The sequence below is a fragment of the Formosa sediminum genome, from assembly GCF_007197735.1.
In the GTDB taxonomy this organism is placed as follows: domain Bacteria; phylum Bacteroidota; class Bacteroidia; order Flavobacteriales; family Flavobacteriaceae; genus Formosa; species Formosa sediminum.
Genome location: NZ_CP041637.1, coordinates 1386776 through 1408389, shown reverse-complemented (window position 1 = coordinate 1408389; position 21614 = coordinate 1386776). Strand labels below are relative to the sequence as shown.

The 21614-nt window shown below is 34.3% G+C and carries 19 protein-coding genes; all 19 read right to left on the bottom strand.

Annotated features, from left to right (window positions below):
- Positions 1-28: 28 nt before the first annotated feature.
- Positions 29-934: a geranylgeranylglycerol-phosphate geranylgeranyltransferase gene (locus FNB79_RS06125; protein WP_143380473.1), complete on the bottom strand. Its 906-nt coding sequence runs from the start codon at positions 932-934 to the stop codon at positions 29-31.
- Between the two features lie 45 nt (positions 935-979).
- Complete coding sequence (locus tag FNB79_RS06120; RefSeq protein ID WP_143380472.1) at positions 980-1909, bottom strand: mevalonate kinase family protein; 930 nt, start codon at positions 1907-1909, stop codon at positions 980-982.
- 226 nt (positions 1910-2135) lie between these two features.
- Positions 2136-3218 carry a diphosphomevalonate/mevalonate 3,5-bisphosphate decarboxylase family protein gene (locus FNB79_RS06115; RefSeq protein ID WP_143380471.1) on the bottom strand — a complete coding sequence of 361 codons (1083 nt, stop codon included), beginning with the start codon at positions 3216-3218 and terminating at the stop codon, positions 2136-2138.
- Positions 3219-3222: 4 nt separating this feature from the next.
- Positions 3223-3759, bottom strand: a complete 537-nt coding sequence (locus FNB79_RS06110) for a DUF1697 domain-containing protein (RefSeq protein WP_143380470.1) — start codon at positions 3757-3759, stop codon at positions 3223-3225.
- On the bottom strand, positions 3756-4973 hold the full coding sequence (locus tag FNB79_RS06105) for a BaiN/RdsA family NAD(P)/FAD-dependent oxidoreductase (RefSeq protein WP_143380469.1): 1218 nt from the start codon (positions 4971-4973) through the stop codon (positions 3756-3758). Before FNB79_RS06105 ends, FNB79_RS06110 begins: the two co-directional genes overlap by 4 nt.
- Positions 4970-5656, bottom strand: coding sequence for a glycerophosphodiester phosphodiesterase (locus FNB79_RS06100; protein WP_143380468.1), 687 nt, complete (start codon positions 5654-5656; stop codon positions 4970-4972). Before FNB79_RS06100 ends, FNB79_RS06105 begins: the two co-directional genes overlap by 4 nt.
- A gap of 4 nt (positions 5657-5660) precedes the next feature.
- On the bottom strand, positions 5661-6536 hold the full coding sequence (locus FNB79_RS06095) for an acyl-CoA thioesterase (protein WP_143380467.1): 876 nt from the start codon (positions 6534-6536) through the stop codon (positions 5661-5663).
- A gap of 162 nt (positions 6537-6698) precedes the next feature.
- Positions 6699-7133: a hemerythrin domain-containing protein gene (locus tag FNB79_RS06090; protein WP_143380466.1), complete on the bottom strand. Its 435-nt coding sequence runs from the start codon at positions 7131-7133 to the stop codon at positions 6699-6701.
- A 26-nt stretch (positions 7134-7159) separates the two neighbouring features.
- Positions 7160-7528, bottom strand: a complete 369-nt coding sequence (locus tag FNB79_RS06085) for a YtxH domain-containing protein (protein WP_143380465.1) — start codon at positions 7526-7528, stop codon at positions 7160-7162.
- Positions 7529-7634: 106 nt separating this feature from the next.
- Positions 7635-8591 (bottom strand): aldo/keto reductase, encoded by a 957-nt coding sequence (locus FNB79_RS06080; RefSeq protein WP_143380464.1) that lies wholly within the window; start codon positions 8589-8591, stop codon positions 7635-7637.
- 89 nt (positions 8592-8680) lie between these two features.
- Positions 8681-9898: a bifunctional alpha/beta hydrolase/OsmC family protein gene (locus tag FNB79_RS06075; protein WP_143380463.1), complete on the bottom strand. Its 1218-nt coding sequence runs from the start codon at positions 9896-9898 to the stop codon at positions 8681-8683.
- 42 nt (positions 9899-9940) lie between these two features.
- Entirely contained in the window at positions 9941-11512 is a 1572-nt protein-coding gene (locus tag FNB79_RS06070) for a protein adenylyltransferase SelO (RefSeq protein ID WP_246073337.1), read from the bottom strand.
- A gap of 10 nt (positions 11513-11522) precedes the next feature.
- Positions 11523-12059, bottom strand: a complete 537-nt coding sequence (msrA, locus tag FNB79_RS06065) for a peptide-methionine (S)-S-oxide reductase MsrA (RefSeq protein WP_143380461.1) — start codon at positions 12057-12059, stop codon at positions 11523-11525.
- The gene (gene msrB, locus FNB79_RS06060) at positions 12052-12510 is read right to left on the bottom strand and encodes a peptide-methionine (R)-S-oxide reductase MsrB (protein WP_143380460.1); all 459 of its coding nucleotides are present in this window, start codon (positions 12508-12510) and stop codon (positions 12052-12054) included. The genes msrA and msrB overlap by 8 nt, the downstream gene beginning before the upstream one ends.
- A gap of 267 nt (positions 12511-12777) precedes the next feature.
- Entirely contained in the window at positions 12778-14448 is a 1671-nt protein-coding gene (locus FNB79_RS06055) for an alpha-amylase family glycosyl hydrolase (protein WP_143380459.1), read from the bottom strand.
- A gap of 3 nt (positions 14449-14451) precedes the next feature.
- Positions 14452-16338: an alpha-amylase family protein gene (locus FNB79_RS06050; protein ID WP_143380458.1), complete on the bottom strand. Its 1887-nt coding sequence runs from the start codon at positions 16336-16338 to the stop codon at positions 14452-14454.
- On the bottom strand, positions 16338-18722 hold the full coding sequence (locus FNB79_RS06045; RefSeq protein ID WP_143380457.1) for a glycoside hydrolase family 31 protein: 2385 nt from the start codon (positions 18720-18722) through the stop codon (positions 16338-16340). Before FNB79_RS06045 ends, FNB79_RS06050 begins: the two co-directional genes overlap by 1 nt.
- A gap of 1 nt (position 18723) precedes the next feature.
- Positions 18724-19608, bottom strand: a complete 885-nt coding sequence (locus tag FNB79_RS06040; protein ID WP_143380456.1) for an alpha/beta hydrolase — start codon at positions 19606-19608, stop codon at positions 18724-18726.
- Between the two features lie 45 nt (positions 19609-19653).
- Positions 19654-21549, bottom strand: a complete 1896-nt coding sequence (locus FNB79_RS06035) for a glycoside hydrolase family 13 protein (protein WP_143380455.1) — start codon at positions 21547-21549, stop codon at positions 19654-19656.
- Positions 21550-21614 lie beyond the last annotated feature (65 nt).

Below are 21614 nucleotides of genomic sequence, written 5' to 3'. Positions count from 1 at the left end.
ACGATTTTTTATTTTTATATAAATCCTTTTAAAAAAGACGATTTAAAACTAAATCAACATCGATTAACAATACACTAAACACGCCAGAAAAAATAATAAATTTTAAAATATTATGAAGAATTAAATAATGTTTAGTTGATTCTGAATTCCATAATAACACCAAAAAAACAGATAACAAAAACATGGTAAAATAAAAGAAAAAATACATCTCACCAATTTTATAACGGGTAAGCAAAAAATAGGCAGGCACAAACGTTAACATTGCCAATACGGTTAACATTATTTTAGAATATCGCTCGCCATATACCACAGGAATTGTCTTATAATTCTGAACCAAATCGCCAGGGATATTTTCTAAATCTTTAGTTAACTCCCGCATAGATATAATCAAAAACAGATAAGTAGCATGTACAAATATTACATGCTCAAAATTCTGATAATACATAAAAATAGCGAAAAACGGTGTAATTGTAAGTACAGCAGAAGTTAAATTCCCAACAAATGGAAGCTTCTTTAATTTATGTGAGTAAAACCAAATCGCAAAAATATATAGTGCGAAAAATATAACCGCTTTAAAGGACACATAACTTGCCATTATAACAGCAAGTAAATTAAGTACAAAATAAAATGAGAGTTTTACATTCTGACTTATTAGCCGATCCAGCATGGATTTTTGCGGCCTATTTATTAAATCCTTTTCCGAATCGTAAAAATTATTAATTATGTAACCACCAGCAATAGTTGCAGAAGATGCTAAAACTAGCATGAATAAATTAAGATCAAAAACCACTTCTCTAACTGGTTTTTCATGTGCCAAAATATACACTGCCGTAACATATTGCGCTACCACAACCATAAGTATATTATAACCTCGCACAACAGAAAACATACTGAAAAACTTCAATAAAAGATGTTTATGTCTTCTTCTGAACATAGTTATAAATTATAAAATGGAAATTATAAAAGAAAATACCCTCTGCTAGAAATTGTAAACGACTTCAAGTTTATGGCCTTGAAGTGCTTGTTTTGCTTTTTCAAAATCTTCTGCAAATCCAAGGATATAACCGCCTCCGCCAGAGCCACAAAGTTTTAAATAATAATCATTAGACTCTAAACCTTTTTTCCATAAGTCATGAAATTGCGAAGGAATCATAGGTTTAAAATGATTTAAAACCACTTTTGATAATTGCTTAGTATTTTTAAACAACGATTTTATATCGCCTTTTAAAAAATCATCTACACAAGCATCTGTATGTTTTACAAACTGATTTTTAATCATGTTTCTAAAACCTTCTTGCTTCATGTTTTCCATAAAAATATGAACCATCGGAGCTGTTTCTCCAACAATACCACTATCTATTAAAAACACGGCACCTTTACCATCACTTTTTTGAGATGGTATGCCTGTGGCTTCTATATTATCTTTAGAATTAATTAAAATTGGAAGACTTAAATAACTATTTAAAGGATCTAATCCTGAAGATTTACCGTGAAAAAACGATTCCATTTCAGAAAAAATAGTTTTTAACGTAAATAGTTTTTCACGTGTTAAATTTTCAAGAACGGTAATTTTATGCTGTGCATACTTATCGTAAAGTGCAGCTACTAAAGCACCACTACTTCCTACACCATAACCTTGTGGTATAGAAGAATCAAAATACATTCCAGCATCGATATCGGCATGTAAAGCCTCTAAATCGAACACTACTAAATCAGAACTTATAGTACCTAAATACGACGCATATGCCTTTAAACTGGCATTAGACGCTAGTGTTTTCTCAGTAGGCGTAGTCGTCATTTTTAATGCACCGTTATAAAAGTTATAAGGAATAGATAATCCCTTGCTATCTTTTATGATACCATACTCTCCGAAAAGTAAAATCTTAGAATAAAATAAAGGTCCTTTCACTTAATTTTAATTAAAAATTAACAGGGCAAAGTTAACAATTTAAATTTTCATATATACTAATATAAACAATAAATCGGCGAACTACTTTTAACCCTATCCATCTGAATATTAATTCATTTACACAATACAAACAACTGTTTTCAATATTATATAATTATTTAAAGAACTTTTTAAATGTTAAAAGCAATTCTAGCTTAAAACTAATTTTTAAGGTTCATTAACACTTTTATTGAAGTTGTTTTGCACCAAATCCAATCTCGTCACAAATAAATTGTCCGTTTTGGCAGTGTATAGCTAGTTCTGTTTTTATAAATTCTAAAATAGATTTTGCTTCCGTTTTAGGATATAACACATGTACGTTTGCTCCTGCGTCTAGGGTAAATCCAACATGTAAGCTGGTTGCTTTTCTAAATGCCCAAATTTTATTAATTACTTCTAAAGTGTTCGGTTTCATTAAAATAAAATACGGCATACTTGTCATCATCATCGCATGCAACGTTAAGGCTTCGCGCTCTATAAGTGCAATAAACGAATCTAAATCTCCCGATTCTAAAATCGGTTTTAAATCAGATAAATTTTCATGCGCTTGTGCAAAACGCTGTTGTGCAAATGGGTGCCCGTGCATGAGATTATGCCCCACGGTACTACTAACTTGCTTTTCGCCTTTATCCACTAACAAAATGGTATCTTGATAACCTTTAAAATTATCGTGAACAGCATACGGATATTTCACACCAAATAAATCTGAACTTCCTTTAACCGTTTCATTATCTCCCCAAACTATAATATCGCCTTCAATACTTCTACAAGCAGAACCCGAACCTAATCGTGATAAAAAGGAGGCTTTTTTGTTAAAAAACGCCGTGGTCATTTCTGGTTGGAGTTGTTGCTCTAAACTCATTAAACACAGTGCTAAGGCACTCATTCCTGAAGCAGAAGACGCAATTCCTGAACTGTGAGGAAAGGTATTTGAAGTCTCTATTTTAAACTTGTATTGTTTTAAAAATGGTAAGTACACAAAAACACGCTCGAAAAACGTTTTTATTTTTGGTTGAAAATCAGGCTTACGCTCTCCATCTAAATACACTTCAAAATCGAAATCTGAAATCGTTTCCTTTTTAGAATACGATAATACAGTAGTCGTTTTACAAGCATTTAGTGTGAAACTAATCGATGGATTTTCTGGAATTTGGTCCTTTTTTTTACCCCAATATTTTATAAGTGCAATATTACTTGGCGATTCCCAAGATACAGTTCCTGAGCTTACATGATTAGCATACGCCTGCGGAATAAATTGTTGTTCGGTCATGAATTTATAAATCTGAGCACAAAGATAACAACTTCTGCATCGTTTTAAAATTTCTTGTGGTTGCTGGGACTTTTAATTTTCGTTCGAAGAAATTGTTATTGCCTTTGGCTTTTCCATAGCCGTGTTTTGAATAGAAGTATACACAAGATTCTGAAATGATAAACGTTTCGTCTGTATAAGATATTTTAGAAGTAGCATCCACTAAATTAAATTCAGGCAACTCTTTTAACAACGTAAAATAACTGACTTCTTTTTGTGATTCTGAAAACGGACAAGATTCAAATATATCTTGAAATTCTGATTCTGTTTTAACTAACACAAACACTTCAAACCCAAAAACTTTTAAAATAGCTTCCGAAATTTTAGCTTCCAAGTCAGATGCTCGTTCTTCTGTAGTTTGAATCACCACATTCCCACTTTGTATATACGTTTTAACATTTTTAAAACCTAAATCTGAGCATAAAGCACGCAAATTGGCCATTGGTATTTTATTCTTCCCCGACACATTTATACCCCGTAATAATGCAATGTATGTTGTCATGTCTTATTAGAAATTGCTTTAGACACGATATAGGCACCCGTCCATGCATTTTGGAAATTAAAACCTCCAGTTACGGCATCTACATTAATAACCTCTCCCGCCAAATAGAGGTTTTTATGACGTTTGCTTTCAAAAGTTTTAAAATTAATCTCTTTTAAATCTACACCCCCAGCGGTAACAAATTCCTCTTTAAAAGTGCTTTTGCCATCTACTTTAAATACTGTATCCGTAAGTTGTGCTACAAGAGTCTCTAATTGAAGTTTATTGATATCGCCCCAACGGCTATCGTCAGTCATTTCTGAAGCCAAAACGAATTGTTGCCATAGGCGTTTAGGTAAATCGAATTGTGGAGATTTAAAGACTGTTTTCTTTGCAGAATCTAACTTTACCTGTTTAAGATGTTCTAAAACATCTGCTGTAGATTGTTTTACAAAATTAATTGCAACATCAAACTTATAATCACGCTTAGCCAATTCTAACGCACCAAAAGCAGATAGTTTTAAAATTGCTGGTGCACTTAACCCCCAATGTGTTACTAATAAAGGACCTTCGGAATATAAATCTGTTCCTAGAACTCTAACCTCAACATTCTGAGCCACAACACCAGGAATAGCTTTTAAGCGTTTATCGTTTATATTAAACGTAAATAAAGATGGAACCGGCTGCGCAATGGTATGGCCTAAACCTTCTAACAATTTCCAAATTTTAAGACTGCTGCCTGTTGCTATAATTAAATTATTAGATACAAAACACTCCTGATTGGTTTGCACTTCCCAAGCATCATCTTTTTTTGCAATGGCATTTACGCCATGACCTTTTAAGATTTCTACCCCATGTTTGTTCGCTTCAAACAGAAAGCAATCTATTATGGTTTGCGAAGAATCTGATTCTGGAAACATACGCCCATCATCTTCAATTTTTAAAGTTACACCACGTTCTTCAAACCAGCCCATAGTGTCGCCTGTCATAAACTGATGAAACGGTCCTAACAATTCTTTTTCACCTCGCGGATAATATTTTACTAATTCCTGCGGAATAAATTCGGCATGCGTTACATTGCAGCGTCCGCCACCAGATATTTTTACTTTACCAAGCACCTCTTTTCCGCGTTCTAAAATAGTAACTTTTAAATGCGGATTTTGCTCAGCAATATTAATGGCTGCAAAAAAACCTGCAGCTCCACCGCCTACTATTATCACATCTTTTTCAATCATAAGCGATCTGGATTATCAGAAATAATGGCATTTACGCCATAATCTTTCATTCTGTTTATAGTCTCTTCATCGTTAACCGTCCACACGTTCACATCATAACCTTTACTTTGCGCCAATTTCACATTATCTCGTGTTACAATGGCTGCACCTGGATGAATGGCTTTAGCATTTATAGTTTTGGCAAACACTATAGCCTCAACCATATTGGCTTTAGTTAACACTCCTAACGGAATATCTTTATTTACTTTAAAAACAGTTTCTAACTCTTGATGTTGAAAACTAGACACTAAAAAATCTGAATACTGCCAACCATGCGTTTCAATATAATGCTGAATGGTTTTGCAGGTTGCTATAGCTGTACCCTTTCCTTTTAATTCAATATTTAAAAGACAGGTTTTATCAATTAAATTTAAAACCTCATTTAATGTAGGAATAGCAAACTGCTGAGCTACTTTTAATGTTTTTAATTCTGAAAGCGTGTGTTTGGCGAGTTCACCTTCGCCATTAGTCATTCTATCAAGAGTAAAGTCATGAAACACCACTAGTTCTCCAGAAGCACAACAATGCACATCGATTTCTATACCATCAACTTTAAAATCTAGGGCATGTTGTATAGACTCTAAAGTATTTTCGGGAACATACGCTTTAGCGCCGCGATGCCCTATGACTAAACATTTAGACATTATTTTATTTTGATTCTTTTTTCATCGGACGCATTAAACCTTCTTGAGCTACACAAGCCACCAATTTCCCATCTCTAGAAAAAATATTACCCTTTGCAAAGCCACGTGCATTAGAAGCATTTGGTGTTTCTATAGAATACAACATCCAATCGTCGAAATCGAAATCTCTAAAAAACCACATCGAATGGTCTAAACTCGCCATTTGTGTGTTTCCAAAATGCGCTTTACTGGCATGAGGCAATAAGGCAGCTGCCAAGATATTATAATCTGATATATACGTTAAAATTTGTTGCTTAGTCGCTAAATCTGCATTTAAAAGCGGAGTTTTAAGTTTAAACCATATGTTAGAATATGGAGGTAAGTCTTCTTGCTTTAACGGATTTATTACTTCTACAGGTTTAAACTCTATAGGGCGCTCAATCTTTAAAAAATGCTTTGTTAATTTTGGCAACACACTACCATAACGGGCCAACATTTCTGTCCAACTTAATAAGTCTTCAGGTTGTTTTAAATTGGTATTCATTTGTATTTGATGGTCGTAACCATCTTCATCTTTATGAAATGATGCTGCTAAAATAAAAATGGCTTTCCCGTTCTGACTGGCCAAAACACGACGTGTAGAGAAGCTACCGCCATCTCGCACTTCATTGACATTAAAATCGATTGTCACATTTAAATCTCCTGCCTCTAGAAAATATGCATGAAGTGAGTGTAATATACGTTCGTTTTGAATGGTTCTATAGGCAGCATTTACAGCTTGAGCTAACACTTGTCCTCCAAACACATGCGGACTCCCAATGGTTTTACTTTCACCTTGAAAATTATCGGCATCTATAGTTTTTAAATCCAATAACTCTAATAGTTCATTTGCAGACTTCATATGTTAAATTTGTTTAGTTTCAAAACTATTAAAATGATTTATGATAGCATCATTTAAAATAGATTTTATTAGTCTTATAACTATTTTCACAAAAAAGGCACCAAATTCATGTAAATAATCACACAAATTTGGCGCCCAAATTAACTAACTAACCAACCTATTTTATCTATTCTTTTTCATATATGTTTCATATTTAGAAGCCAATTCTGTTTTTTGTTTTTCGGATAAGGTCTTACCCGCTAATTGAAAAAACGTATGTTCTTCGTCTTCTAAATGATGTTCTACTTTTTCTTTTAAATTTTTTGCAATTTTTAACCATGCAGATGAATCGTATTCAGTCTCTTCCAACTGCTCTATCAATTCATCTATCTCATGATGTTCTGCAATACCATGTCGTGCATGATCTTGCATCATATCTGTAGATATTAAAGGCTTATAAAAGTGGCGTTCTTCTGCATTAGCATGTACTTCCAATTCGTTTCTCACTGCCTTAAAAAGTTCATCTCTATTTTTCGAATCACCTGATGATAGCACTAATTTATCTAATAAATCGCGCTGAATATCATGATCGTGACGTATGGCTTCAAAAATTGTCATCTTAAAAATTTAACAGATCTAAAATACTATACTGTTGCAGTCGTTTTTTTAGATCCGTTTGTATTAACCTCTTTTTCAAAATGTCTGTGTTTTGCTTTTAGCACTTCTAACTTTTTTTCTAAAGCGTCAATAACATCGTTAGATTTAAGACTTGCATCTGTAGCGATATCTTCTAATTTTTCTTCTAATGTCGCTTTCTTTACATTTACTTTTTTAGCAATTGTGTCTGCCAATTCTGTAGCGTGGTCAGAAATTTTATTTTTTGTAGTTTCTGCCTCTTTAGAAATCATTTTTCTTGTTTTACTCCCTTTGTCTGGCGCAAATAAAATTCCCATTGCTGCTCCTAAAGCTGTTCCGGCTACGACTCCTATAATTGTATTTCCTAAATTTTTCATGATATTAATTTTAATGGTTAAACTTAATACTACAAAGTTAGGATAGTAGTCTGCCCTCAATTAACTCTATTGATTTAAAAATTAACGGTAACCAATATACTGTTAATTAACGCCATACTAATGCACTACGCTCTTCCCAATATGATGAGGATGATGAAGCAAATATTTGAAATTGAAGTATTTCTTCTGATGTAAGTTGAAAAGATAAAGCCTTTAAATTGTCTTGAAGTTGAGCACATGTTAACGCTCCGCTTAATACCACATTAGGTTCTAAAGTATCTATTACAAATCGGATTGCAATTGCATCTACACCCACATTATACTGATTAGACAACTTATTAAGATAATTATACGCTTTGGCATATTCTGTAAAATCTGAATTTGCAAATACACGCCCATTAGCTAAAGCCTCTTTTATAATAACAGTTTTGTTTTCGCTTAACAGTTGCTTTAAAATCTTAAATGCAGATTGCTCGAAAACATTATAAGTAACCTGAAAACTAGTAAATAGGGGTTCATTATTAATCTGAATTTCTAGTGCTTTTTTTATAATATCTACTTGATGAGCTCCACTGGTAGATATTCCTATTTGTAAATTGGTTTCTTTTTTTATGCGATGTAATTCATGAAGCACTGCTGTATTTGTAAAAATCCCACTATCTAGAGTTGCAGAATGTACTTGATATATTTTTAGTTCTGGCAGCAATACTTTAGAAACCTGCCATTGTTCTAATAATTTAGATAAGGAATGTTCTTTAATTTCGTGCTTTCCCGAATATCCTAATTCCCAGTTAGCCATATATGTATAGCCCCATTTGGTACTCAAAATAACATCTGGATATCCTCTTAAATTATGCCAATCTATTAAAAATTGTTCACCTTTGCCATAAGAAGGAGCCACATCAAAATATCGGATTCCATCTGCATACGCTGTATCTAAAACTTGCATCGCATTAGCTTTAAAAGCAGCTTCTGTTTGTACAACATTATCTGTTTTAATATTTATATATTCTGGACGACCAATAGCTGCAAGACCTAACCCGAGTTGTGTTTGTTTTGGCATGATTTTAATTTTAACCGAAGTTACTAAACTAGATTATATTTATAAAAATCTCACTTCACTTTCTATTCAAAATTGCTTTTAAATAGTACCTATTCTACGACTGTTTCAATAATAGTGTCTGTAACTAACGTTTTATGAACAGGACATTTAGAGGCAATTTCTTTGAGTTTATCTTTTTGTGCTGTAGACAAATTCCCAACAAACTTTAATGTCTTTTTTAAATAATCAATTTGAGATGCTTTTGAATTTTCTAGTTTTAAAGCGTCACTATGTTTTTTAGAATAGGTGATATATACAAATACCTCTTGTAAGTCCCACTTTTTGCGCTGGGCATACAATTTAAGAGTCATAGCCGTGCACGACGCTAATGCTGCATTTAAATATTCGTAAGGCGACGGTCCAAAATCATCTCCTCCAACTCGCTCAGGCTCATCGGAAACAAAAGTGTGTGTCTTTGTTTGAATATTTGTTGTAAAATTATCTTCTAAAAGATTTAAATGTGCTACCAGTTGTTCGCCTTCTGTATCTAAAATTTCACTATCGATAGATTCAAAATAAGGCTGAACCCAAGTCCCGATTACATTTCCCACATAAACACTATCTTTACTGTTGGATAATAAATGATCGGCCTGATCTAAACTTACAAAACTTTTAGGATGATGGGCCGTTTTATATAATCGTTCTGCATTTTCAATTGGTACAACTGCATCAAAAGGGGCATGCATAATTAACAACGGTTTTCTTAAGTTTTTAGTAATCTCTGGTAAATCTGTTTTACTGAAATCGTCTATAAATTCTTTATTAATATTAAATGGTCGTCCACCAATATTAACCTCTACTTGTCCGCGTTCTTCTACAGCATCAAAGCCATGTGAAAATAAATGAGTAACATGCTCTACAGTAGCTGGTGCGCCCACAGTTGCCACGGCTTTAACCGAATCTAACTGAGATGCAGCCACAATTACTGCTGCACCACCAAGCGAATGCCCAACCAATAAAGATGGTGCCTGATAATGTGTTTCTAAATATGCACTTACCGCTAGTAAATCTGACACGTTAGAAGAGAAATGACTATCAGAAAATTCCCCTTCACTCCGACCTAAACCCGTAAAATCAAAACGCACAACACCAAAGTCATGGTTTGTTAAAGACCGACTAATATTTTTAACCGCAGACAGTGTACTTGTACATGTAAAACAATGTGCAAAAACCGCGAAATAATTTGGTTTCTGATTTGCTGGTAATTCTAAATATGCCTGTAATTTTACACCTTTTTTATTCTCTATTTCCAGTTTCTGACTTTTCATATTTAATTTCTTTTTCTTTGATTAGAATATACACTCTACATTTTAAGAACTACAGGAAAGCATAGAACATCCTACTTTATTTCTTGCCCATTCTGGACGTTTAGCAAACCATTTTTGATATTCCGGTTGCTCGTCGTATGGATTTTTTAATAGGTTGAATAATTCATCCACCAATGCATAATCTCCTTGTTCAGCGTCATCTATAGCCAATTGTGCCATATAATTTCTAAGCACATATTTTGGATTAACGCGATTCATTTTTAAAGCACGCTCTACATCAGATTCTGATTCTTTTTGTAATCGCTCTGCATACCTTTTAAACCACCTTTTCCAAACCGCTTCAAGTTCTGAAGTTATAGCTGCTGAATTATAAAAGGCCTCATTAATGAGTTGTAAGCCATTTGATGGTTTTCCCTTTTCAAATTTCGAAAGGTTTCTAAAGAATAGAGTCATATCGATTTCTGCGGAATGTAACGCATCTTCTAAATCTTGAATCAGTTGTAAATCGGATTCATCTGCTTCAAAAAGTCCTAATTTTGAACGCATCATCTGTAAAGACTGGGATTCAAAATTGGTTTTATAATCGTCTAAAACGGCCTGTAATGACTCTACATCTTCAATTAAAGGAAATAGTGCATTTGCTAATTGATATAAATTCCACAATCCAATATTGGGTTGATTACCGTAGCGGTATCTTTTGTGTTGTCTATCGGTTGTATTTGGCGTCCAACCAAAATCAAAACCTTCTAACCACCCATAAGGTCCATAATCTATAGTTAGTCCTAAGATTGATAAATTATCGGTATTCATCACGCCATGCACAAATCCCACACGTTGCCAATCGATAATTAGTTTTAGTGTACGCTCTGAAACTGCTTTAAAAAATGCTAAATGTGTATTTTTAGAGGGCGGTCCCAATTCTGGATAAAAATGCTTAATAGTATAATCTGTAAGTGTTCTAAGCGTTTTAACATCTTCTCTTGCCGCAAAAATTTCAAAACTCCCAAAACGCAGAAAACTTGGTGCTACACGACATACTACAGCTCCTTTTTCGTACTCCGGATTTCCGTTATACATGACATCGCGTAGCACTTGATCTCCAGTTACCGCTAACGACAAAGCTCGCGTTGTTGGCACACCCAAATGAAACATGGCTTCGCTACATAAATACTCGCGAACAGACGAACGCAGCACTGCCAATCCATCGGCAGTCCTAGAATATGGCGTAGGTCCTGCGCCTTTAAGTTGTAAGGCCCAATGCTGTTTTTTATATTCAATTTCGGTTAAATTTATAGCACGACCATCGCCTAATTGTCCTGCCCAATTCCCAAATTGATGTCCACCATAGCACATGGCATATGGCTTAGTCCCTTGTAACACTTGATTTCCTGTAAACACTTTTAAAAATTCTTCCGACTGACTTTCAGCTTCTGTAATCCCTAATTGTTTCAACATCTCTGGAGAAACATGAATAAGTTCTGGCTTTTTAGTTTGCTGAGGCGTAACAAAAGAAAAACAAGCCTCTTCCACTTGACGTCTATTATTTTCTATTATAGGATCGGCAGGAAGTTCGCTTGTAAAGATCTCGTTTATATGTGATTTAAAAGTTTTCAATATGGAATTCTTATTTTAATTTGTCGGCATGCATTTGTCTTAACTTAGCCAATTTCGGATTAATCACGGCAGTGCAATAACCTTGTGTTTTGTTGTTTTCGTAATAATCTTGATGATAATCTTCTGCTTCAAAAAACGGTCCTAGCAGACTGACTTCAGTAACAATCTTATCATCGAAATATGGCTGAATATTTTCAATAACAGCCTCTGCAATTGCTTTTTCTTCTTCATTCTGATAATAAATTACAGAACGGTATTGGGTACCGCGATCGGCTCCTTGACGATTTAAAGTCGTTGGATCGTGTGTGGTAAAAAAGATGATTAAAAGCTCTTGTAACGAAATTACATTCGTATTGTATGTAATTTGAACAACTTCGGCATGCCCAGTTAAACCGGAGCATATTTCTCGATATGTTGGCTTACCAGGTACTGTCCCACCAGTATATCCTGAAACCACATTTTCTACCCCTTTAATTTGCTGAAAAACGGCTTCTACACACCAGAAACATCCACCTCCAAGAGTTATAGTTTGATTTACATTAGTCATTAGTGTCTCCTTTCTCTAAATGTATTGATTCTGAATTTACACAATATCGTAATCCGCTAGGCTCTGGACCATCTGGAAATACATGTCCTAAATGTGCATCGCAGGTATTACACATAATTTCTACCCGAACCATACCAAAGGCAGTATCTTTTTCGTATTTAATCGCATTTACTTCAATAGGCTGCGTAAAACTTGGCCATCCAGAACTGGAATCGAATTTTATTGTAGAATCAAATAATAAACTACCACAACATATACAGCTGTATTTTCCAGCTTCGTGGGCGCTACAAAGTGCTCCAGTATGTGCTGGTTCTGTACCTTTTAATCTTGCAATTCTATATTGGGCTGGCGTTAATAACTTTTGCCAATCTTCGGCAGACTTCTCTACACGACGATCTGGTTTAGGATTGCCATTAACAGCAAAATCAATAATATGTTTCCATGTAAGCATATATGTCTTAATCTTTTAATTAAAATCTCTATTACAAAGATGACTAATAACTATTACCCATAAAAATCTAGGCTGTTAATAATCTTACAATTTTTCCTTGTAATATCACTCTAAATAATCAGACACACAATCGCTTACATCCTTACAAATAGTTCTAACTTTATCATGTTTTTAAGACATAACAAACCTCCTTAAATCCTTACATCAGACTTAAAGAGGTTAAAAATGTGTTCACTTACTTGTAAACCTATTTAAATAGTATAAAATTTATTCAGCAGATTTCGTTAGCTCTAATAACACCATATTATATTCAGTATTTAAAACCACTTGACCACTTTTAACAGTAACAGTAGTATTAGAATATGCATCATGAACAGATACGCCTTCTGCAAAAACACCCTCGACAGGTATGGTTTTTGAACCTTTATCAAGTTCTAAACCTATAACTACAGCATCTTTAAAATCGTCCTTTACATAGGTTCTGGAAAACACATATGGAGATGACGATAACATATTATGTCGTCCTGCTCCAACAGCAGGATGATGAGATCTAAACCGTCCTAAAATTTGCCAATGTGCTAATATGGCTTGGGTAGCTGGGTTTGATTTAATATCGTCCCAATTCATAAAAGTACGTAAGTTTGCATCGCCTATAGCACCTTCGGCATGTAAAACACGAGCAGACTCATCGCCATAATAAATTTGAGCAGCACCTTGTGTTAACAGTAATTTTGTAGCGGTTTCAAAAGGCTTTTCACGCATGGGATCGAACGGTTGTCCGTCGTCATGAGAACTTAAATAATTTAGAACACTATACTCTTTTAAATCGTTATGAATGATGGTATCGTACTTTACAAACATAGATTCGTAATCCATTTGCTCGGCATTCCATTTGAATTCAAAATTAATTAACTGATTAAATGCCTGATCAAAATAATTAACTTTACGATCTCCAAAATCAAATGCTTTTTCATTACTAATAGCATAATTGTATACTTCCCCTACAAGATAAAATCCATTATCGTCTAAAACTTTATCTGGGTTTTCTGCTTTAAATTGCTCAAATGCAGCATCTACAACTTTTCTAAATTCACGCCAAACATAAGGTTCTGTGTGCTTTACAGTATCTACGCGATAACCGTCTATTCCAAATTCTGTAATATAATCGGCTAACCATTTCATGATGTAAAATCGTGGTGCTCTTGGGTAGCCTGTCTTTTCAAAAAAGGCATCTAATTCTGCTACTTCTTTTTCGTAGCGTCCTTCTGCTCTCCACTTTTCTACTAACTGAGGTGGTAAATCTACTGCTTCGTCACTTTCTGTTCTTATATCTGGTAAATTTTCAACCAAAGTGCAACTCACAGTACTATCGAAATCATGGTAATCGCAAGCAGGACCCGTTCTAACCCAACTTTGAGGCCAAACAGGATCTTGATCTGTAACTGGACCTCTATGATTAATTACGGCATCTAAAACAATACGAATTCCTTTTTTGTGTGCCGCTGCCACCAATTGCTTTAAATCTTCTTTTGTCCCAAAATCGGGATCTAAATTAGTCCAATCTTTAGTCCAATACCCATGAAAACCATAAGACAACCCTGTGCCTTCGTCTGTTCCGCCATGTATTTGCTCAACAATTGGTGTCATCCATATCGCATTAACACCTAAATCTGTAAAATAACCAGATTCTACTTTTTGTGTTATTCCTTTAATATCTCCACCTTCAAAACCTCTTAAAACACCTGTTTCTTTATTTCTATTAAAATTTTCATCATTGGAGGTATCTGCATTATTAAAACGGTCTACTAACATAAAGTAAATTGTAGCCGCATCCCATTCAAACGGAATCTTTACGTTTTTTTCAACCGCTTGTTCTGTTTTATTTTGACAACCTGTAATCATAATCCCTAACATTAAAACTACTATAAAGTTACGCATAATCTATTGTAATTTAAAGATGAAAGACTGTAAAGGTTGTACGGCAATTTTAGCTTCGGCACCATCATCAGACACTTTTAGCTGTGTTTGATAGGAATGATACAACTGATCTTCTAACATATATTCTCCTGGTTTTAAATTCCATGCCACAACTACTTCTTTTGGTAATTTTAAATAGAATTCTGTACCATAATCTGCATCAAAATTATTAACCACTATTAGTTTTTCCTGATCGCTCCAACGCACGTAAGAAAATTGTTTTAACCCGTAATGTTCGGTATGATCTGTATTGAATTGATGTAGGTTGTAATATTCGCCCATTAAAGCATCGCTATTAATAGTAAAATTTAATAACCGCTTGTAAAAATCTCTTAATTCTAATTCCTCTGGAGTAGATTGTCCGCCATCAAATTGTTTATTATTCACCCAACGTCTTAATGTTGGTACACTACCATAATCGAAAATAGACGTTCTAGATGGGTCGCCAAAACCTAGATCTTCTGCTGCAGGCTCTCCCAATTCTTGACCAAAATAAATTAACGTTGGCGATGTGCTAATGGTTGCAGAAACCACCATTGCTGGTTTTGCTTTTTGTGCATTTCCTGCAAACTCAGGACTTGCAATACGTTGTTCGTCGTGGTTTTCAAGAAAGTGTAACATATGGTGTTCTATATCTTTTAACTCTTCTTGAATTGGCCAAATATAATCAGTCTTACCCCAACCTTGAATGACATGTTTTAACGTATCGTACAACTGAACTTTATCGTATAAATAATCCATTTTTCCTTTACGTATATAATCTCTATACAAACTTGGATTATATACTTCTGCTAATAAAAATGCGTCTGGATTTTTCATTTTTATGTTAGAATTCATATAACTCCAGAATTCTACAGGCACCATTTCGGCCATATCATATCTAAATCCATCTACACCTTTAGCGGTCCAATACAAGGCAATATCTTTAAATTTTACCCAAGAATTTGGTACTGTTTTATCTTTCCAAAACTCGAAGTGTGCTTTATAATCTTTAGTATCATAACCTTTTGGTAAACTATCAAAATCATGCTGCCCATCTGGCGTTACACCATAATTAATTTTAACCGTTTCGTACCAATCGTTAGGATTTGGTTGTGGTAAACGCGAGCCATTCCCTGTCCATTTAGATGGGTTTTCAGTAAACTTTCCGTCGGATAGCGGGTTATAATCACCACCTAAAGGCACATAACCATTAGGACGTTCTGGCACTACAAAAGGTTGACCTGGATTATAGTAAAAATTATTATTCACATCGTAAACCACGGTTTTATCATCCATTTCACCAAAATCTGTAACTCCTAATGGTTTAGTTATGCTCTGATAATTTCTAGCAACATGATTAGGTACAATATCGATAATTACTTTAAGCCCGGCTTTGTGCGAACGCTCAATTAAAGCTTCGAATTCTTGTAAACGCTCTGCTGGATTTTCGGCTAAATCGGGATTTACGTTATAATAATCCTTTACTGCATAAGGCGATCCTGCACGACCTTTAACCACATCGGGATCGTCGTGAGAAATACCAATATGGGTATAATCTCTAATAACATCATGATGCGGCACACCTGTATACCAAATATGCGTTACACCTAAATCTTTAATTTCTTGTAAAGCTTTATCTGTGAAGTCGTTAAATTTTCCCACACCGTTTTCTTCAATAGTTCCCCAAGGCTTATTTGTAGGATTTGTATTTCCAAACAAACGGGTAAATACCTGATATACGACTTCCTTTTTTGGAGCAGTGGTCGTTTCTGTTATATTACTTTCTTTCAAAATATCTTTGTTTTTAGAATCACAGCTGATTAAAACTAATAAAATCATTGCAATTGACACTATTTGATGTTTAAACATTATAATATTATTTTAAGTTCTAACTCATTTTCTGTTTCCCATACTACAGGAATTTCTAATACATGCGTAAGTTTATTATAAGTAAACGACATGTCTTTTTTTCCATTTTTTATACTCTTCGGTGCTGTTAATAAGTTGTGAATAGTAAGCTGAATTAATTTTGTTTTAGAAGGATAAGACATCCCTATTTCTGCTTTAAACTTAAACTTTACCCCTTTTTTATCGTTTAGATATGAAACATTAAGTTTTTCATATTTACCTTTTTCGAAAGCTTTTACCGTTTTACCATCATCATTATACCATTGGTAGTTGCTTTGTGACACAGATACATCATTATAATAATGAAGAATTAAATCGTTCCCTGTATAGGCTTTTGTATTTTGCATGGGTTTTGCCATGGGTATAAACGCACCAGCTTTCACATAAGTTGGAATGGAATTTTTAACCACAGATACTGCTTTGGTTTGCCCACCCTCAATCTTTTCATCTGTATAAAAATCAAACCAAATATGATTTTTAGGAAAGACAACCTCGTGTGTAATTACACCTGATTTTAGTATGGGAGACACCAAAAATTGATCGCCCCAATAATAGGTACTCGCTATAGTTTGCAATGTGGTATCCTTGGTATCTTCAAAAAATAACGGACGCATTAATGGTGTGCCTTTTTGATTGTTTTGAAATGCTAAATTGTAATTATAAGGTAATAAAGCATATCGTAATTTGATGGCTTTTCGTGCTAAATTTTTAGCGTGTTCACTTCTAAATACAGGCTCACTAGGTACTTCTTCTTGTGCATGCGGTCTATAAATAGGCTGAAAAACGCCATACTGTAACCATCGCACATAAAGTTCATCGTCTAAATTGTCTCCAGCAAAACCACCTAAATCACTATGCATATAGCCTAAACCTTGCATACCCATTTGCAATGCAATTTCTGGCTGACTTTGTAACCCGCCCCAAGTACGGTTTACATCGCCAGACCATGGAATAAGTCCGTAGCGCTGCGAGCCAGAATAGCCGGCACGCATTAATACAAAAGGACGTGTATTGGGATTTGTATTTATACTACTTTCATACACTAACCTTGCCCAATCATACCCATAAATATTATGCACTTCGTCTGCTGTTCCTGTAGCATGTAACAATTCTTTAGGGTGCACCTCTGGCTCACCTAAATCACCCCAAATTCCGGATACTCCCATTTTAAATAACTCTTTATAGATATTAGAAAACCAGTCGAAACCAGACGTACTGTAAATATCTATAAGCCCCGTATTTCCAAAAAAGAAATCGTAAGTAAACGGATTACCTAAACTATCTTTTGCCAACACATTATTTGCAACAGCATCCTCCCAACGGTGAGATGTTGTTAATATAAAAGGTTCTGTAATTAACACGGTATTTACACCCTGTTTTTCAAAATCTTTAATCATTTTTTGAGGCGTAGGAAATGAATCTGTATCAAAAGCTAAATTCCCCATGGTGCCTTCAACGGTTTTACCAAACCAATATAAATCTAAAATTACGGCATCTACAGGAATTTCTTCCGCTTTAAATTTTGAAACTGTTGCACGAGTTTCTGCTTCGGAATGATATCCAAATCGGCTAGAAAAATTTCCTAAAGCCCAACGTGGTGGCATAGGTTGTTTTCCTGTTAATTGGGTGTAATTATTTATAATATCTTCCCACGAATCTGATGCAATAACCTGATACGTTTTTCGTCCGGAAATAGTTTCATACGTTAAACTATTATCGTGCTTACTATCTAAATCTAAATATCCAATAGGCGCATTATCAAAATGAATCATGTATTTTTTAGAAGACATTACAATAGGTAAGGTATAATTCATTAACTCGCTATGGGTTTCGTAACCGTAATGTGCACGATTGTACAATTGTAAACGATTTCCACGACGATTCATGCCTAACGCTCTTGCGCCTCCACCATACAACACTTCAGTCTCGTCTAAATTAAACTGAATGGTTTCACCTGTTTCGATTTTAGAGTATCCCTTTTTTTCTGAAACCAGTGGTTGGCCTTGATATAAATATTGAATTTGAAAAGGTGATTTAATAATGTGTACCGAAATACCATTAGATTCTAAACGAAGTGAAGTTGGAGTATCCTTAACTCCATTAAACTTTGTATGAGTCTCTAAAACTACTGCATGAGATTGTGTTTTTAACGTTTCTCCCTTGGGTACAAACGTCGTTTCTATAACATCTGTGTTGTATAAACTAAACACATAATACCCATCATTTACGGCTACTTTATATCCGTCTGTTACAGATTCAGACTTTACAAAGGTTCTCGTTGGATTTTGTGCAATACCCACATTAAACATGTGTAGTGCAATAAAAATATATAGTATGTTTTTCATTTTATTTTGTCATTAAAAAGATGAACGGAATATCTAATCGTTTTTGCCAAGACGCTTCCGAATGGTCGGCACCTTCAAACTTTTCATTTTTAAAATTTGTTGTAGTATAACCTGCATTTAAGAATAGCGTATTTACATATTCTTCGTATTGCGGATAATATTGGTCTAACGTTTTTGTTCCGAAATCAAAATACAATTTATGCGTTTCTGGATCTGGCATATTTGCTTTTATGTAGCTAAAAAACGCTTTTGGAAATGGTCCGTCTAATTCAGGATTAGCTCCTGGCCAATGTGTAGATATACATGCAGCTCCAGCAAAGACATCTGGATATTCGCAAATGGCATACCAAGACATTAAACCACCCATGCTTGAGCCCGCCACGAAAGTATTCTCCTGGTTTTTTAAGGTAGAAAAGTGCGAATCTACATAGGGTTTAATCTCTTTTACAAGATATTTTAAATAATCGTCTCCTTTAAATTCTAAATGAGGTTTGTCTGTTTTAGCATAAGCTAGAAATGCCGTTTTTTCCTCATCATTCAAGTAATTAATGGTCTTTTTCGGAAACAAATCGGCATAACGTGTTTCTGAAATGTTATGAATTCCTACAATAATAAAATCCTTTGTTTTATGGCTCATCATTAACTCTGACGCTACCTCATCGGCCATCCATTCTTGTTTATTCCATGTTGTAGAAGCATCAAACAGCATTTGTCCGTCGTGCATATATAACACCGCATATTTTTTTGTTTTAGAATACCCTTTAGGCAACCAAATATCGACCGTTCTTGGTGTAATATATTTTGAGGGAAATTCTGATACTCGAAATAATGTTCCTGATACGATTTTAGCCTCGGGTATTTCTGAAATTTTTATCTGAGAATTCATGCTAAACGTAAACCAGAAAAAAAATATAAAAAAACGCATCATAATTTACAATTTAGTAGTTAATAGTAGCGGCCCTTTTTCTTGAAGTTCTAAAGTTGAATTCCATTCTAAATATTTTCCGGTAATGATATTTTTCAGGGTTTTACCTTCTAATTTTAACTCTTTAAATCGATTTAAGTGTAGAGTAAAAGACGTTTCATTTTTATTTAAAATTAGCACCACTGTTTCTTCTGTAGCACTCCTACTTAACACATAAATATTATCTTTTGGAGCAAAATGAATCGTTTTTCCTTTATGTATTGCTAAACTTTTTTTTCGGTATCTGAGTAAACTTCCAACAAACTGTTGCATATTTTTTTGAGCTGCTGTAAGTCCCGATCCTTCAAATGCATTTACAGGATCTGCAGTCCAACCTCCAGGAAAATCGGACCGGATTAATCCATGATCGTCAGGCTTCTTTGTATTTTGCATTAAAATCTCTGTGCCATAATACACTTGTACAATGCGCGGCATTAAAAACATATAACTTAATGCCATTTTTGTATTCACTACATCTTCATTTAACTGTGTAAACACACGATCCATATCATGATTATCTGGAAATATTAATAGATTTTCGGGTTTAGTATAAGCAAAATCCATAGCTAAACCCTCGTACATTTTCACAAAACCTGTAGCCCAGTTTTCGTCTTCATTTAAAGCATTTATAATATTTTCCTGCATTGGAAAATCCATGGTTGATGATAAATAAGATTCATATCCCTCTTTATTTGGAGTTCCTGTTTGCCAATATCTTACTAACAATGGATTTGTACTCCACTCTTCGCCTACAATACTAAAATTAGGATATTCATCCATGATGGTTTTAGCCCAGCGACTCATAAAATACTTATCTGAATATGGATACGTATCTTGACGAATCCCACTTAGCCCTAAGGTTTCTATCCACCATATATTATTCTGAATAATATACGATGCCATAAAGGGATTTTTCTGGTTTAAATCTGGCATAGAAGGTACAAACCAACCTTCGGTCATTTCTTTTTTATCAATTTCAGATGCATAACTATCTTGGTTTGTGGTACGTCTGTGATTAGAATTTTTAAGATCTGCTTTGGCAATATATTCTGCTTGCTGATTTACCCAATCACTAAACGGTAAATCTTTCATCCACCAATGTTCGCTTCCACAATGGTTTGCCACCATATCCATAATAAGTTTTAAACCACGATTTTGCATGTCTTGAGACAATTCTTTATAATCCTGCAAGGTTCCAAAACGGGGATCGACTTGATAAAAATCTGTAATTGCATACCCATGATAAGACGAAGAATTCATGTCGTTTATTAACAATGGCGTTGGCCAAATACTTGTAAACCCTAAATTTTGAATGTAATCTAAATGATTAATAATACCCCGAATATCTCCACCATGTCTGCCATAATCATCTGTTCTGTTTAAGGTTGTTTCGTTAAGATTTTCTTGAATATCATTCTTCACATCTCCGTTAGCAAAACGATCTGGCGTAATTAAATACATGGCATCAGAACTATTAAACCCTACATAATCTTCAGCCTTTTTTACACGCGTTTTTAATTCGTAAGTATATTCTAAACTTGTGTTGTGTTTGCCTTGAAACTTTATATTGAATGTGCCTGCTTGTGCAGTATTATCGATTTTTAAATCTATAAATAAATAATTTGGACTCTTGGCCTGATGTACTTTTATAATGTTAACTCCAGAGTAATTAATCTCCGGAATGGTTGCACCAATATTTTCTCCGTAAACCAATAACTGCAACTCTGTATTCTTAAAACCAACCCACCAATTAGGCGGCTCTACACGTAAAATTTGAGCTTGCATGGTAATATTAAACACTAACAAACCCAAGAAAAAAAAGCCTGGTTTATGAGGTGTTTTTTTGTTTTTAAATACAGTCATGAGTCTTGTTTTTCTTTGAGTTATTATACTTGGCAAACTATACAACGGCTAGTACTCTTATAAGT

What these genes read in the sequence shown, in the direction of transcription:
- FNB79_RS06040 (WP_143380456.1), bottom strand. Translation starts at nt 19,608, where the DNA reads ATGAATTCTCAGATAAAAATTTCAGAAATACCCGAGGCTAAAATCGTA.
- FNB79_RS06090 (WP_143380466.1), bottom strand. Translation starts at nt 7,133, where the DNA reads ATGACAATTTTTGAAGCCATACGTCACGATCATGATATTCAGCGCGAT.
- FNB79_RS06085 (WP_143380465.1), bottom strand. Translation starts at nt 7,528, where the DNA reads ATGAAAAATTTAGGAAATACAATTATAGGAGTCGTAGCCGGAACAGCT.
- FNB79_RS06035 (WP_143380455.1), bottom strand. Translation starts at nt 21,549, where the DNA reads ATGACTGTATTTAAAAACAAAAAAACACCTCATAAACCAGGCTTTTTT.
- FNB79_RS06125 (WP_143380473.1), bottom strand. Translation starts at nt 934, where the DNA reads ATGTTCAGAAGAAGACATAAACATCTTTTATTGAAGTTTTTCAGTATG.
- FNB79_RS06110 (WP_143380470.1), bottom strand. Translation starts at nt 3,759, where the DNA reads ATGACAACATACATTGCATTATTACGGGGTATAAATGTGTCGGGGAAG.
- FNB79_RS06055 (WP_143380459.1), bottom strand. Translation starts at nt 14,448, where the DNA reads ATGCGTAACTTTATAGTAGTTTTAATGTTAGGGATTATGATTACAGGT.
- FNB79_RS06075 (WP_143380463.1), bottom strand. Translation starts at nt 9,898, where the DNA reads ATGAAAAGTCAGAAACTGGAAATAGAGAATAAAAAAGGTGTAAAATTA.
- FNB79_RS06100 (WP_143380468.1), bottom strand. Translation starts at nt 5,656, where the DNA reads ATGTCTAAATGTTTAGTCATAGGGCATCGCGGCGCTAAAGCGTATGTT.
- msrB (WP_143380460.1), bottom strand. Translation starts at nt 12,510, where the DNA reads ATGCTTACATGGAAACATATTATTGATTTTGCTGTTAATGGCAATCCT.
- FNB79_RS06080 (WP_143380464.1), bottom strand. Translation starts at nt 8,591, where the DNA reads ATGCCAAAACAAACACAACTCGGGTTAGGTCTTGCAGCTATTGGTCGT.
- FNB79_RS06095 (WP_143380467.1), bottom strand. Translation starts at nt 6,536, where the DNA reads ATGAAGTCTGCAAATGAACTATTAGAGTTATTGGATTTAAAAACTATA.
- msrA (WP_143380461.1), bottom strand. Translation starts at nt 12,059, where the DNA reads ATGACTAATGTAAATCAAACTATAACTCTTGGAGGTGGATGTTTCTGG.
- FNB79_RS06115 (WP_143380471.1), bottom strand. Translation starts at nt 3,218, where the DNA reads ATGACCGAACAACAATTTATTCCGCAGGCGTATGCTAATCATGTAAGC.
- FNB79_RS06045 (WP_143380457.1), bottom strand. Translation starts at nt 18,722, where the DNA reads ATGAAAAACATACTATATATTTTTATTGCACTACACATGTTTAATGTG.
- FNB79_RS06050 (WP_143380458.1), bottom strand. Translation starts at nt 16,338, where the DNA reads ATGTTTAAACATCAAATAGTGTCAATTGCAATGATTTTATTAGTTTTA.
- FNB79_RS06105 (WP_143380469.1), bottom strand. Translation starts at nt 4,973, where the DNA reads ATGATTGAAAAAGATGTGATAATAGTAGGCGGTGGAGCTGCAGGTTTT.